This is a genomic window from Pontivivens ytuae (assembly GCF_015679265.1).
In the GTDB taxonomy this organism is placed as follows: Bacteria; Pseudomonadota; Alphaproteobacteria; order Rhodobacterales; family Rhodobacteraceae; genus Pontivivens; species Pontivivens ytuae.
This window is the reverse complement of record NZ_CP064942.1, coordinates 2,930,970-2,943,280: the sequence shown is the minus strand read 5'-3', so window position 1 is coordinate 2,943,280 and position 12,311 is coordinate 2,930,970. Positions and strand designations below refer to the sequence as shown.

Below are 12,311 nucleotides of genomic sequence, written 5' to 3'. Positions count from 1 at the left end.
TCGGCAAAGCGGAGGCAGCATGGCGCATCGCCCGCGCGGCCTCAAGCGGTTCCGCGCGGACGCACCAGCGTCAATCCGGCCAGCATCAGCAGGAGTGCTGCCCAGACCCACGGCGAATAGCGCTCGCCAAGGAGCAGCATGGACCACAGCACGCCGGCCCCCGTCACCACGTAGGCGACCTGCGAGGCGAAGACCGCGCCCGCCCAACCAACGAGTGCGATGTAGCCTGCGTAGGCCGCGACATGCAGCACGCCGTTGATCACGATCGCCCACTTCGCGACGTCCCACGCGCCGGTGGGCGAGGCCCATTGCCCGGAGCCCAGCGCCAACGGCAGCGCGATGACCACGCCGAGCGCCGAGGCGCCGAACAGCACCTCCACCGGGTCGAGGCCCTGCGTGCCGAAGCGCGACAGCAGGTTGCCCTCGAAGGCATAGGCGAGCGGCGCGAGGAGCGCGATCAGAACCCAGGGCGCCTTCTCCGGCTCCGGCAGGCTCGCCTCCGGCCCTACGATCATCACGACCGCCACGGCCCCGAGGGCGACGCCGAGGAACCGCATGAGCCGCGGCCGCTCCCGCCCGAGGGACAAGGCGACGGGCAGCGCGAACATCGGCACCATCGCGATCACGATGGCCATGACGCCCGCGGGCAGCTCCGCCGCGGCCCGGTAGGAGAAGCTGTTGGGCACCAGCGTCCCGAGCAGCGCCACCATCAGGAAGAGCGGCCAGGCGCGCAGCAGCGACGGCAGGCGGCCGCGCCGCGCGAGCCAGCCGCCCAGCAGCACCGTCGCCATCGCCAGCTGCCAGAAGATCAGCCCGAAGGGCTGGTAGCCGGTTGAGACCGCGAGCTTGGTCATCGGGATCGTCGCACCCCAGGCAGCACCAATGGCGAGCAGTGCGGCAACCGCGCGCCAGCGCGTCCCGGGCAGGGCGACGGTCATACGGGCTGCGCCGGGCTCATAGGGTCCGCGCCGCGCTCATGCCGGCCGCGCCTCCGCCAGCCGCCCGCCGACCCGCACCGGCGCGCAGGCCAGCGCCTTGCCCGTCGCGTCATCCGTCTCGACGAAGAGGCCCGACAGCGTCGCCTCCCCCTCCGCCGGTTGGAACCGGCCCTTGGGCATCCCGGTGATGAAGCGGCGCAGCGGCTCGTCCTTGGTCATGCCGATCACGCTGTCATAATCGCCGCACATACCCGCATCGGTCATGTAGGCCGTGCCCTTCGGCAGCACCTGCGCATCACCGGTGGGCACATGGGTGTGGGTGCCCACGACGACGCTCGCACGCCCGTCGCACCAATGGCCCATCGCCATCTTCTCACTCGTCGCCTCGGCGTGGATGTCCACGAGCGTCGCGTTGACCCGTCCGCCCAGAGGGGCGCGCTTCAGCTCCGCCTCCACCGCCGAGAAGGGATCGTCGAAGGGCCGCTTCATGAAGACCTGGCCCAGCGCCTGGACCACCAGCACCCGCCGCCCGCGCGACACCTCGAAGATGCGCGCGCCGCGCCCGGGTGCCACCTTGGCGTAGTTCAGCGGCCGCAGGATCCGGTCGTCGCCGTCGATATGGGACAGCATCTCCTTCTGATCGAACGCATGATCGCCGAGCGTCACGCAGTCGGCCCCGGCCTCGAACAGCAGCGAGGCATGACCGCCCGTCAGCCCCATGCCACCCGAGGCGTTCTCCCCGTTCACCACCACGAAGTCCGCCTTGAGCTCGGCTCGCAGGCCTGGAAGCCGCTCCACGACCGCCTTGCGACCGCCGCGGCCCATCACATCGCCCAGAAAGAGAATACGCATGCCGTCCGGCCTAGCCTGCCTCTCCCGGCGCGGCAAGGCCCGGACGTGTCGCAGGTGTGACCAGTCCACGCTCGGTCACGATCACGTCGAGCGGCTCGTCGGTGGGCTCGGGCTGGAGCGGGGCCTCCTGTGCCGCATAGGCGAACCCCGCGGCGAAGATCGGACCCGCGGCGCGCAACCGCGCCAGCGTCCGATCATAGAACCCGCCGCCATAGCCGAGCCGGTGGCCCGACGGATCGAAGGCCACCAGCGGCACAATGAGCGCCTGCGGGGTGAGCCAGTCTCCCGCCGCGGGCACCTGCGCGCCGAACGGACCGGCGACCATCTCGACCTCCGGCGTCCACTCGCGAAAGTCAAGCGGCTGGCCCTCCCCGGCGATCACCGGCACGCTGACACGTCTCCCGGCCGCCACGAGGGCTCGCATCGCGGGCAGCGGATCGATCTCGGTCCGGATCGGCATGTATCCCGCAACCACCCGCTCCGGCCGGGCGAGCAGCAGCGCCGCCAGCCGCTCCGCCGCATCCCCCGGCCCCGCCGCATGGGCCGCCTTGCGCCGCGCGAACGCGGCCTTGCGCTGTCCGGACTTGTCCATGGGCGCGACGTTAGGAGCGATGATCGGCAAGGGAAAGGGCGGCGGGCCCGTAGCAACCGTGGAGCTACTCATTCTCGGGACCTGGTAAACCAGGTGGGCGCCGGGTGCGATAGGCCAGGACCAGTCGCAGAGCCAGCTCCCATAAGAATGAATAAGGCCTCGTGAATATAGAGCTCTCACGAGAGGAACAGCACCCGCCGGAGCAACAAGATAAGGCGGCGTCCGCGCGATGCAATCCCCGCCGACCGGACTTGCCCTTCACTCTCGTCAGATACGCCCGCGCAGCGCGCGGTCCCGTCCTTGACCATTCGTTCACCATCCGTTCCAATAAGGCCATGACCGAGATCCTCGCCCCCGGATTCGAGATCGCCCGTGGCGTTTGGCGCCATCTCGACACGCTCGACGTGACCGCCCTGCCGGAATTCGTGCCGGCGCGCGGCCTCCGGGTCGATCTCGCCTGCCTGACGCCGAAGGGCGAGATCTGGATCGTCGAGGTGAAGAGCTCCCTCGCCGACTTCCGCGCCGACCAGAAATGGGAGGGCTACCTGCCCTTCTGCGACCGCTTCTACTGGGCGGTTCCGGCGGATTTCCCCTCCGAAGTGCTGCCGCTCGAAACCGGCCTCATCATCGCCGACCGCTTCGATGCCGCCATCTTGCGGGAGGGGCCGGTGACGCCACTCGCCGCCGCGCGCCGCAAGGCCCTGTCGCTGAAGATCGCGCGCACCGCCATGCGCCGCCAGTTGGGCTGGCTCGAACCCGATCTGGGCCTCGCGCGGGCGGATGGGTGAGGAAGGGCGTATTTGAGGAAAGATGAAGGCACGGGGCCGTACCTCCCGCTTTCATCTTTCCCGAAATACGCAAACGCTCCGCCCGCAGGCCGCGCGACGCCCGATCAGCCGCCGGTCCGGGCCGCCTCGATCGCCGGGCGGATGCGGGCCTCCAGCACCTCTTCGGTGACCGGACCGGGGAAGCGCAGCACGATCCGGCCGTCGGCATCGAGGACGAATGTCTCCGGCACGCCGTAGAGACCCCAGTCGATGCCGGTCCGCCCGGTCTCGTCGACGCCGATCGCGGTGTATGGATCGCCGAGCTCGGCGAGGAAGCCGCGCGCGTCGTCGGGATCGTCCTTGTAGTTCACCCCGACGATGGCGAGCCCCTCTTCGGCGAGGTCCATCAGGTGCGGGTGCTCGATCCGGCAGGGCCCGCACCAGCTTGCCCAGAAGTTCACCAGCATCACCTCGCCGCCGAACTCCGGCAGCGGGCGGCCGTCCATCGGCTCCACGGTCAGCGGCGGGGCGGCCTGCGCGATGAAGGTCGAGGGCAGCTCGTCGGGGTTCTCCCGGAACATCGCCCACAGAAAGGTGCCGAGGATCACGCCCGCGATCAGCGGCACCAGCAGGATCGGATTGAATTTCATCTACTTACGCCCCTCCAGCCGGTCTAGCTCACGCCGCACGCGCGCCGACCGGATCACCGATTGCGCCACCAGCCCGCCGATCAGCACCAGAGCCGCTCCGTAGGACGATAGCACCCAGACCGCGTATTCGCCGAGCATCAGGCCATCTCCCGCAACATCAGCGCGCGGGCCCGGCGGGCGCGGATCTCCGTCCGGGTGCGCAGCAGCACGAGTGCGACGAACAGCAGCACGAAGCCCGCGATGCTCAGGAGCAGCGGCTGGTAGAACACATCGGCCACGTTCTCCTCCCGATCGACGGAGAGCGACGCGCCCTGGTGCAAACCTTGATTCCAGATCAGCACGGCGTAGCGCGACAGCAGCGCGAAGACGGTGCCGACGAGGCAGAGCACGCTCGTGAGGTCCGCGGCGGTGTCGGGCTCGTCCACCGCTTCCCAGAGCGCGATGTAACCGAGATAGAAGACGAAGAGGATCAGGAAGGAGGTCAGCCGCGGATCCCAGACCCACCACGTCCCCCACATCGGCTGACCCCACAGCGCGCCGGTCACCAATGCTACGATCGTCATCACGGCTCCGACCGGGGCGGCGGCGCGGGCCGCCAGTGCGCTCACGTGATGCCGCCGGATCAGCCAGATAAGCGAGGCCACCATCATCATGAACCACGCATTGATCGCGATGAAGGCCGCGGGCACGTGCAGGTAGATGATCTTGACGGTGGAGCCCTGCCGGAAATCGTCGGGCGTGAAGAAGAAGCCCCAGATCAGGCCGATGCCGAGGCAGAGCGCTGCCGCGCCCGAGATCCAGGGCAGCACCCGGCCGGTCAGGCGCGTGAACCGCGCGGGATTGGCGAACTCCCAGAAGGACATGGGTTGGATGTATCGGCGCGGTGTTCCGCGCGCAAGCGGTGCGGCGTCACGGCTTTGTCAGGCTGGCCTCTTTCGTCCGGATCGGCTGGGCGGCGGGCCTATGCGTCGACCCCGACCGCGTCGGTGACGGTGGCAAATCCGTCGCGCTCCAGCAGGGTTTCGAGCTCCGTGAGGATCCGCGGCACGAGGCCCAGCCCCTCGTAGACCAGCGCGGAATAGAGCTGCACCGCCGACGCACCCGCCCGGACCTTGGCATAGGCCTGCGCACCGGACCCGATGCCTCCGACGCCGATCAGCGGGATGCGGCCGCCAGTGAGGCCGCGCACCTCGCGCAGCACCGCGGTGGATCCCTCGAAGAGCGGCGCGCCGGAAAGGCCGCCTGCCTCATTCGCCTGCGGATCGGTCAGGCCCTCGCGGCCCAGCGTCGTATTGGTCGCGACGATGGCGTCGATGCCGGCGGCCTCGGCGACGGAGCAGAGTTCGGCGAGTTCGCTCGTGTCGAGATCGGGGGCGATCTTGAGGAAAACCTTCGGGGGTTTGGCGAGCCCGTCGCGCGCCTCCATCACGCCGGAGAGGAGGCGGCTGAGCGCCTCGGCCCCCTGCAGGTCGCGCAGCTTCTCGGTGTTCGGGGAGGAGACGTTAACTGTTACAAAATCCACGAGCTCCCCGGATTTCTGTAACACGTCGGCGAAGTCGGCCGCCCGGTCCGCGCTGTCCTTGTTCGCGCCGAGGTTGAGGCCGAGCACGCCCTGCTCCCGCCGCGCCGCGAGCCGGGCGGCGATCGCCTCGACCCCCTCGTTGTTGAAGCCGAACCGGTTGATGACGGCGCGGTCGCCGGTCAGCCGGAAGAGCCGCGGTTTCGGATTGCCCGGCTGCGGCCGCGGAGTGGCGGCCCCCACCTCGACGAAGCCGAGACCGGTGCGCAGCAGCGGATTGATGGCCACCGCGTTCTTGTCGAAACCCGCGGCGAGGCCCAGCGGGTTCGGAAGGTCGATCCCGGCCACGGAGGTCGCGAGGCGCGGCGAGGTGATCGGCCCCGGCTTCGGCGCGAGCCCGGCGCGCAGGGCCGCGAGTGCGAGGCCATGCGCCCGCTCCGGCTCGAAGGCGTGGAGGGCGCGCAGACCGAGGCGCTCGATCACGTGATGCCCTCCGGGAAGACATGGCCATCGGGGCCGAGGGGCAGATCCCGGTGCCAGGCGACTTCGTCGCGGCGCAAGCGTCTGTAAAGGTGCGGAAAATTGACGCCGCCGCGGCTGGACTCCCATTTGAGAGCATCTAGGCTATCGGCCTCCACCGCGGCGAGGACGAGGCCCTGCTCGCCTGCGAAATGCTTCGCGGCGGTCTCCCGCACGGTCTCGGCGGTGGAGAAGTGGATGTAGCCGTCGGTGAGGTCGATCGGGGCGCCCGCAGTGTCGCCGTCACGGTCGAGCAGGGCCCATTCGTCGGCACGGAAGATTTTGTAGATCAGCATGCGGGTGGAGTAGCGCGTTGCCGGGGCGGTGTCATCAGTGGTTGGCGTGGCATGTCACCCTACCGCCCGGCGGCCACGCCGGGCCGCGCCCGACCTCCCCCCGGAGGGCGCGTTGTTGAGGCCGAAAGCAGAATGCGCGGCGTGGATGCTTGAGGGCGCGAGCCTATCAATTCTGTCCGGCAAACGCCCTCCAGGTCGGGCGCAGCCCTTGTTTCTTGGCTTCAACGGTCCGGGGCTCCGTCCGTTCACACCTTAAACGCTCCACCGGAGCGTTTGCGAGACGCGCCTCTCCCGGGCCTCCGGCCGTAATCGGGCGAAATCGTCCACTGGACGATTTCCAAGAAGCCCGCTTCTCCGGGGCTCCGCCCGTTCGGCGCTGAAAACGCTCCACTGGAGCGTTTTCCGGGCGCGCCTCACCCACGCCAGAACGCGACGGTGAAGAGGACATAGACGCTCATCAGTTCGAGCCGGCCGATCAGCATCGCCATCGCGAGCACCCATTTCGCCTGGTCCGGCAGCCCCGCGAAGTTACCTGCCGGGCCGATCTCCGGCCCCAGGCCCGGGCCAATATTGGCCACGGCCGTCGCCGCGCCCGACAGCGCCGTGATCATGTCGAGCCCCATCAGGCCCAGGATGGCCGTCACCACGCCCAGCGTCAGCATGAACATCACGAAGAAGGCGACGACGGAGCTCATGACATCGTCGGCCACCGTCCGGCCCTCATAGCGCGGGCGGAAGACGCCGGAGGGGCTGTGGAGCTGGCGGATCTGGCTCACGAGCGCCGCAAACAGAAGCTGGAACCGGAACACCTTCACCGAACAGCAGGTCGAACCCGCGCAGCCTCCGATCAGGCCGATCAGGAAGATCACGGCGACCGGGAAGCTGCCCCACAGGTTGTAGTTCGCACTCGCATAGCCCGTGCCGGTCATGATCGAGGTGGCGTTGAAGAGCGCCTTGCGGAACGCGGGCTCCGTCGGCTGCTCGGACACGGCAGTCTGCCAGAGCGCGAGCACCAGCACGGCGCCCGCGAGGATTGCCAGAAACGCGCGGATCTGGCTGTCGTGGAACAGCGGCTGGTGCGCCCCGGCGACAAGCTGGATGTAGCGCACGAAGGGCAGGCTCGCGAGGATCATGAAGATCGCGGCCATGTACTCCGCCGCTGGGGTGAACGCCGCGAAGCTGTTGTTGTAATTGGCAAACCCGCCTGTCGCCACCGTCGTCATCGCATGGGTGATCGCATCGAAGAGGCCCATGCCGGCGGCTCCGTAGCTCAGCGCGCAGGCCAGCGTCAGGACCAGATAGATGCCGGAGATCGAGCCCGCGATCTCCGCCGCGCGGGGCAGGATCTTGCCGAAGGTGTCGAACGCCTCGGACCGGAAGAGCTGCATGCCGCCCACCTTGAGCATCGGCAGGAAGGCGAGCGCGAAGACGATGATCCCGACGCCCCCCATCCATTGCAGCAGCGCGCGCCAGAGCAGCGTGCCGCGCGATAGCTGGTCGAGATCGGAGTAGATGGTGGAGCCTGTGGTGGTCAGCCCGCTCATCGCCTCGAAAAACGCATCGGTGTAGGAGACGGGCACCGGCCCGGTCCAGAGCGGGATCGCGCCGAAGATCGGCAGGCTCAGCCAGCAGGCGACCGTCAGAAGGAAGGTCTGGCGGATGTCGAGCCCGCGCGTGCGGCTGTTCGCACAGCTCAGGATCAGCGTGAGGCCCGCCATCATCGTCACCACGCTCGACAGCGCGAAGGTGCCGCTCGCCCCCGCCTCGGTCGGCAAGTCGATGAGCGCGGGCAGCAGCATGGCCGCGCCGAGGGCGAGGACAAGCAGCCCGACGACATAGCCGATTGGACGCAGGGAGATCATGCCGCGAGCCTTCGCGCTGCACTGCGGCACTGTCAAGCGGTCCGGTGGCTGGGACAGAGCGGGACGGCAGGAAGACCATCGTTGACGTGAGGCGTTCTCTCTTCGACAAGAGGGCCGTTTGCCAATCTGGGAGGCGTCGCAATGCCCGATCCGGCAGGAGCATCCTTCAAGGCTGCCGACGTGGTCGACCTCTACACGCATCGGCCACCCTACGCGCCGAAGATCTACGAGTACGTTGTCGAGCACGCGCTCTCCACCGGGCGCCTTCTGGATCTGGGATGTGGCGAGGGGAAGGTGGCGCGGCCGATGGCCAGGGTCTTCGGCCACGTCACGGCGGTCGATCCCTCGGCGAACATGATCGCGCTCGGACAGTCGCTGGAAAACGGCGCGGCTGAGAACCTGGAATGGATCGAGGCGACGGCGGAGGATGCGCCTCTGGTTGGCGCATTCGACGCGGTCACGTTCGCGTCGAGCATCCACTGGATGGATCCGGCGAGGCTGTTCCCGAAGCTCGCCGACCATCTGAATGCAAGCCATGTTCTTGCGATCATCGGGGGTGACGAGGCCTTCGCGCCGCCGTGGCACGACGAGTGGCGGCGGTTTCTCGCGAGATGGGTGCCCGAGATCACGGGCCTGCCGCTGGATTCGGAGGAATGGCGGGCATCGAGGCGGAAGCATCTGGATTACGTGGACGTCGTCGACAGCACCGAGTTCGTGTCCGACCCCTTCCGGCAGACGGTCGAGAGCTTCATCCTGTGCCAGCATTCCCGCGACACGTTCGCACTGCACAAGATGGGAGACCGGCGTGTTGAGTTCGATCGCGAGCTCGAAGCGCTCTTGCGGCCCCATGCGGATGGTGACGGAGAACTGACGTTCCGGGTGAAAACCAAGCTCACGCTCGCGACGCTTCGGACGATGTGACGCCACGGATCGCGGAGCAGGTTTCGCGGATGGAGGGGCGGCACCGGCCCCCGCATGAAGGCCGGTGCGGAGCGGTCAGCTCATCCGGTTGGTCGGATTGCCGATGACGGTCATGAATTCCTTGCGCGTCGCGGGGTCGTCGCGGAAGGCGCCGAGCATCGTAGAGGTCACCATGCTCACCCCCGGCTTGTGGACGCCGCGGGTGGACATGCAGTGGTGCTCGCCCTCCAGCACGACGGCGACGCCGTGGGGCTCCAGCGTGTCCATCAGGACCTGCGCGATCTGGGCGTTCATCTTCTCCTGCACCTGTAGGCGCTTGGCGAAGGCGTCGACGATGCGCGCGAGCTTGGAGATGCCGACGACGCGGCCCTTCGGCAGGTAGCCGACATGGGCCTTGCCGATGATCGGCGCCATGTGATGCTCGCAATAGCTCTCGAACCGGATATCGCGCAGGACGACCATCTCGTCGTAGCCCTCGACCTCCTCGAAGGTGCGCTGGAGGAGCTCGGCCGGATCCTCGTCATAGCCGCGGAACCAGTCGGAATAGGCCTTGGTCACGCGCTTGGGCGTGTCGAGCAGACCCTCGCGGTCGGGATCATCGCCGGCCCAGCGCAGGAGGGTGCGCACGGCATCCTCGGCTTCCTGCCGGGTGGGGCGCGCGGGCTTCGCGCGCTCGGTCTCGATGGTGATTTTGGGATCTTGAACGTTCATGGCGATCTCCCCGGATGCCGTTTTACACGGATACGTAGTCGGCCGGGGCATGGATCAGCCTGCGCCGACCGCTCCGGTTGGAGAGTCACATAGGGTGTCAGGGCGCCGTTACGACCGGCGCCCGGTCACGCCTTCGCCAGCGCCTGTGCGAAATCCGCGATCAGATCGTCGGCATCCTCCAGCCCCGCGGAGATGCGGATCGTGCCCGGCGTAATGCCCAGCGCGGCCCGTGTTTCCTCGTCCAGACGCTGGTGCGTCGTGGTGGCGGGATGGGTCAGGATGGTGCGCGCGTCGCCCAGATTGTTGGAGATGATGGCGACCGTCGCTGCATTCAGAAAGCGGAAGGCGGCGGCTTGGTCGGCGAGTTCGATGGCGAGCATTGTGCCGCCCGTCTCCATCTGGCTGGCTGCGACATCGTGCTGCGGGTGGTCGGCGCGGCCGGGATAGAGGACTCGGGTGACCGTGTTCTTCTCCGCGAACCAGTCGGCGAGGCGGGCGGCGGTGGCGGCCTGCGCGCGGACCCGCAGGTCGAGCGTCGTCAGCCCGTTCAGCATGACCCAGGCGTTGAAGGGGGAAAGCGCGCCGCCGGTGTGCTTGAGATAGGGCTCCAGCGTGCCGCGGATGAACTCCTCCGTTCCCAGCACGACGCCGCCGAGGCAGCGGCCCTGCCCGTCGATATGCTTGGTGGCGGAGTAGATGACGACGTCCGCCCCCCGCTCCATCGCGCGCATCAGGATCGGGGTGGCGAAGACGTTGTCGGCGACGACCATAGCCCCCTTGGCGTGGGCGATCTCGGCGACGCCGGCGACGTCTATGACTTCGAGAACCGGGTTCGACATGGTCTCGAAGAACACAAGCTTGGTGTCGTCGCGCACGGCGGCGCGCCACTGGTCGAGATCGGTGCCGTCCACGAACGTCACCTCCACGCCGAAGCGGGGCAGCAGCGTCTCCACGATGTAGAGGCAGGAGCCGAACAGCGCCCTGGCGCTGACCACGTGGTCCCCGGCCTTGAGCATGGAGAAGAGCGCACCGTTGACCGCCGCCATGCCCGACGCGGTGGCGAAGGCGGCCTCGGCCCCCTCGATCGCCGCGATCCGGTCCTCGAAGGCGGCGACGGTCGGATTGCCGTAGCGGGCGTAGATGAACTCGTCCTCTCCGAGTTCGATAAAGCGCTGCTCCGCGGCCTCGGCCGTCGGGTAGACGAAGCCCTGGGTGAGATAGACGGCCTCGGCCACCTCGCCGTATTGCGAGCGGCGGGCGCCGGAATGGACGAGCTTCGTGCGGTGCTGCCAGTCGGACGTATCGGTCATGGAGAGGTATCCTTTCCTCGCGCGGTCGATCGGCCCGCGCGGGGTCCGACCTCTTTAGCGGCTTGTTTTACGTGGCCCGCAATCCGGTTCGACAAATCGCCACGAGAGCCGCGATACGATGCGGACTGCGCGAGGTCAATGCCGCGGTCCGGCGCGCCCCTTTCGCAGTGCGTCACGGCTGCGCGAGCGTGCCCTGTGGAAAACGGGGACAAGCTTGGGATTAGGGCGCAAGTGCAACAGCTTTGCCAGCTCGGGTGCGCCGCCGCGCAGAGTCACGTTTTCTTCACGGAAACTAAACGGGCTTGTCGCAGGATGAGCCCATGCCTTCGCGAAACAAAATAATGCTGAGGCAGGCTGTCATGCGGTGCGTTGCAACGCCCGAGCAAGTGAGTGCCGATCGCACCGGCACTCCCGTCGATCCAGCGCTTGCGGAGCTGCTGGAGCGGCCCGGCCCCGTTACGATCCTGCTGCATGGCTTCAAGTTCTGCCCCCTCCACGAGCCCTCCGCGGGCGATCCGGCGCTGCGTGACCCGCACCGGCTGGTCTACGCGGCGGAGCCGGAGGTGCGCTGCGGCCGCATGGTGAGCTGGCCGGGTATGCTGGAGCGCAATGGCCCGGTGATCGGCGTCGGCTGGCCCGCGATGCATCGCGGGCGCGGCACCTGGGGGGCTATCGCGGGCTTTGCCGAGGTTTACGAGCGCGCGGGCGCCGTCGCGCGGCAGGTCGCGCGGCTCATGGACCGGATCGCCGCACTCGACCCGCATCGGCGCATCGACCTCGTCGGACACTCGCTGGGGGGTCGCGTGGCGCTCGCCGCCCTGCCCCACCTGATGCGGGCCGAACCGCGCCGGGTGCTCCTTTGGGGTGCGGCGGAGCGGCAGACGGTGGCGGACGCCGCAGTGGCCGAAGCCCCCGCGCGGACGGAGATCGTGAGCGTCACGGCCCGCAGCAACGCGCGCTACGACGCGATGTTCGAGTGCTTTGCGCCGGGCGCAGGCCGCAGCATGGGTCGCGGGCTCGACCGGCCGGGCCTCGCGACGCTGCAACTCGACGATCCGGTGACGGAGGCGTCGCTGAGCGTCCGCGGGCTGCCGCTCGACGCCTGGCCGCAGCGCCATTGCCACTGGAGCTTCTACCGCCGCGGCGGAACCGGCGCGCTCTATGCCGACCTGCTCGACCGGCCCGAGTTCTGGAGCCTGGAGCGGATCCGGGACCTTGCGATCGCGGACGAAAGCGACGCGCAAAGCGGCCTCTGGCAGAGCGTCGCCGCCTTCTTCCCGATGCAGGGGCCGCGGCGCGCCTGATCCTTCCTGGGGCTTGAACCGCCCTGCAATCCCGGCATGTTGAGGTCCAACCAAGAACAGGGGAGGACCG

14 protein-coding genes, 1 other RNA gene and 1 riboswitch are annotated in these 12,311 nt (G+C 68.5%); of the genes, 3 read left to right on the top strand and 12 right to left on the bottom strand.

The genetic code is table 11. The annotated features are described in order from the left end of the window. Positions 1-41 precede the first annotated feature (41 nt). The 4 genes from I0K15_RS14475 to ssrS all read right to left on the bottom strand — a co-directional run bounded on the left by I0K15_RS14475 (position 42) and on the right by ssrS (position 2,579). Positions 42-938, bottom strand: coding sequence for a DMT family transporter (locus tag I0K15_RS14475; protein WP_196102213.1), 897 nt, complete (start codon positions 936-938; stop codon positions 42-44). Between the two features lie 36 nt (positions 939-974). Next, the gene (locus I0K15_RS14470; protein ID WP_196102212.1) at positions 975-1,790 is read right to left on the bottom strand and encodes a TIGR00282 family metallophosphoesterase; all 816 of its coding nucleotides are present in this window, start codon (positions 1,788-1,790) and stop codon (positions 975-977) included. 10 nt (positions 1,791-1,800) lie between these two features. Next, positions 1,801-2,382 (bottom strand): 5-formyltetrahydrofolate cyclo-ligase, encoded by a 582-nt coding sequence (locus I0K15_RS14465; protein WP_196102211.1) that lies wholly within the window; start codon positions 2,380-2,382, stop codon positions 1,801-1,803. 40 nt (positions 2,383-2,422) lie between these two features. Next, positions 2,423-2,579, bottom strand: a non-coding RNA gene (gene ssrS / locus I0K15_RS14460) — 6S RNA. Positions 2,580-2,717: 138 nt separating this feature from the next. On the opposite strand from ssrS, the gene I0K15_RS14455 reads away from it, so the two are divergent. Continuing rightward, a complete protein-coding gene (locus I0K15_RS14455; RefSeq protein ID WP_196102210.1) occupies positions 2,718-3,170 on the top strand; it encodes an MmcB family DNA repair protein in 453 nt (150 codons plus the stop codon). Between the two features lie 104 nt (positions 3,171-3,274). Here the strand turns inward: I0K15_RS14455 and I0K15_RS14450 are convergent, their stop codons facing one another. The 6 genes from I0K15_RS14450 to I0K15_RS14425 all read right to left on the bottom strand — a co-directional run bounded on the left by I0K15_RS14450 (position 3,275) and on the right by I0K15_RS14425 (position 7,995). Beyond that, complete coding sequence (locus tag I0K15_RS14450; RefSeq protein WP_196102209.1) at positions 3,275-3,799, bottom strand: DsbE family thiol:disulfide interchange protein; 525 nt, start codon at positions 3,797-3,799, stop codon at positions 3,275-3,277. Next, positions 3,800-3,937, bottom strand: a complete 138-nt coding sequence (ccmD, locus tag I0K15_RS14445; protein WP_196102208.1) for a heme exporter protein CcmD — start codon at positions 3,935-3,937, stop codon at positions 3,800-3,802. Continuing rightward, positions 3,937-4,662 (bottom strand): heme ABC transporter permease, encoded by a 726-nt coding sequence (locus I0K15_RS14440; RefSeq protein ID WP_196102207.1) that lies wholly within the window; start codon positions 4,660-4,662, stop codon positions 3,937-3,939. Before I0K15_RS14440 ends, ccmD begins: the two co-directional genes overlap by 1 nt. A 98-nt stretch (positions 4,663-4,760) precedes the next feature. Next, positions 4,761-5,801, bottom strand: a complete 1,041-nt coding sequence (locus I0K15_RS14435) for a quinone-dependent dihydroorotate dehydrogenase (protein ID WP_230374136.1) — start codon at positions 5,799-5,801, stop codon at positions 4,761-4,763. Further along, complete coding sequence (locus I0K15_RS14430) at positions 5,798-6,133, bottom strand: DUF952 domain-containing protein (RefSeq protein WP_230374135.1); 336 nt, start codon at positions 6,131-6,133, stop codon at positions 5,798-5,800. Before I0K15_RS14430 ends, I0K15_RS14435 begins: the two co-directional genes overlap by 4 nt. Positions 6,134-6,546: 413 nt before the next feature. Next, positions 6,547-7,995: a TrkH family potassium uptake protein gene (locus I0K15_RS14425; protein ID WP_196102205.1), complete on the bottom strand. Its 1,449-nt coding sequence runs from the start codon at positions 7,993-7,995 to the stop codon at positions 6,547-6,549. A 141-nt stretch (positions 7,996-8,136) separates the two neighbouring features. On the opposite strand from I0K15_RS14425, the gene I0K15_RS14420 reads away from it, so the two are divergent. Next, the gene (locus tag I0K15_RS14420) at positions 8,137-8,916 is read left to right on the top strand and encodes a class I SAM-dependent methyltransferase (protein ID WP_196102204.1); all 780 of its coding nucleotides are present in this window, start codon (positions 8,137-8,139) and stop codon (positions 8,914-8,916) included. A 75-nt stretch (positions 8,917-8,991) separates the two neighbouring features. On the opposite strand, the gene folE is transcribed toward I0K15_RS14420, so the two are convergent. Continuing rightward, positions 8,992-9,627: a GTP cyclohydrolase I FolE gene (gene folE, locus I0K15_RS14415; protein WP_196102203.1), complete on the bottom strand. Its 636-nt coding sequence runs from the start codon at positions 9,625-9,627 to the stop codon at positions 8,992-8,994. Positions 9,628-9,752: 125 nt separating this feature from the next. Beyond that, a complete protein-coding gene (gene metZ, locus I0K15_RS14410; protein WP_196102202.1) occupies positions 9,753-10,937 on the bottom strand; it encodes an O-succinylhomoserine sulfhydrylase in 1,185 nt (394 codons plus the stop codon). A 33-nt stretch (positions 10,938-10,970) separates the two neighbouring features. After that, positions 10,971-11,050: riboswitch (SAM riboswitch) on the bottom strand. 273 nt (positions 11,051-11,323) lie between these two features. On the opposite strand from metZ, the gene I0K15_RS14405 reads away from it, so the two are divergent. Beyond that, positions 11,324-12,241, top strand: a complete 918-nt coding sequence (locus tag I0K15_RS14405; protein WP_196102201.1) for a lipase family protein — start codon at positions 11,324-11,326, stop codon at positions 12,239-12,241. Positions 12,242-12,311: the final 70 nt, after the last annotated feature.

Excerpts from the sequence above, each read along its gene's own strand:
- I0K15_RS14470 (WP_196102212.1), bottom strand. The coding sequence starts at position 1,790 with ATGCGTATTCTCTTTCTGGGCGATGTGATGGGCCGCGGCGGTCGCAAG.
- I0K15_RS14475 (WP_196102213.1), bottom strand. The coding sequence starts at position 938 with ATGACCGTCGCCCTGCCCGGGACGCGCTGGCGCGCGGTTGCCGCACTG.
- I0K15_RS14420 (WP_196102204.1), top strand. The coding sequence starts at position 8,137 with ATGCCCGATCCGGCAGGAGCATCCTTCAAGGCTGCCGACGTGGTCGAC.
- folE (WP_196102203.1), bottom strand. The coding sequence starts at position 9,627 with ATGAACGTTCAAGATCCCAAAATCACCATCGAGACCGAGCGCGCGAAG.
- ccmD (WP_196102208.1), bottom strand. The coding sequence starts at position 3,937 with ATGCTCGGCGAATACGCGGTCTGGGTGCTATCGTCCTACGGAGCGGCT.
- I0K15_RS14465 (WP_196102211.1), bottom strand. The coding sequence starts at position 2,382 with ATGGACAAGTCCGGACAGCGCAAGGCCGCGTTCGCGCGGCGCAAGGCG.
- I0K15_RS14450 (WP_196102209.1), bottom strand. The coding sequence starts at position 3,799 with ATGAAATTCAATCCGATCCTGCTGGTGCCGCTGATCGCGGGCGTGATC.
- I0K15_RS14440 (WP_196102207.1), bottom strand. The coding sequence starts at position 4,662 with ATGTCCTTCTGGGAGTTCGCCAATCCCGCGCGGTTCACGCGCCTGACC.
- I0K15_RS14455 (WP_196102210.1), top strand. The coding sequence starts at position 2,718 with ATGACCGAGATCCTCGCCCCCGGATTCGAGATCGCCCGTGGCGTTTGG.
- I0K15_RS14425 (WP_196102205.1), bottom strand. The coding sequence starts at position 7,995 with ATGATCTCCCTGCGTCCAATCGGCTATGTCGTCGGGCTGCTTGTCCTC.
- metZ (WP_196102202.1), bottom strand. The coding sequence starts at position 10,937 with ATGACCGATACGTCCGACTGGCAGCACCGCACGAAGCTCGTCCATTCC.
- I0K15_RS14430 (WP_230374135.1), bottom strand. The coding sequence starts at position 6,133 with ATGCTGATCTACAAAATCTTCCGTGCCGACGAATGGGCCCTGCTCGAC.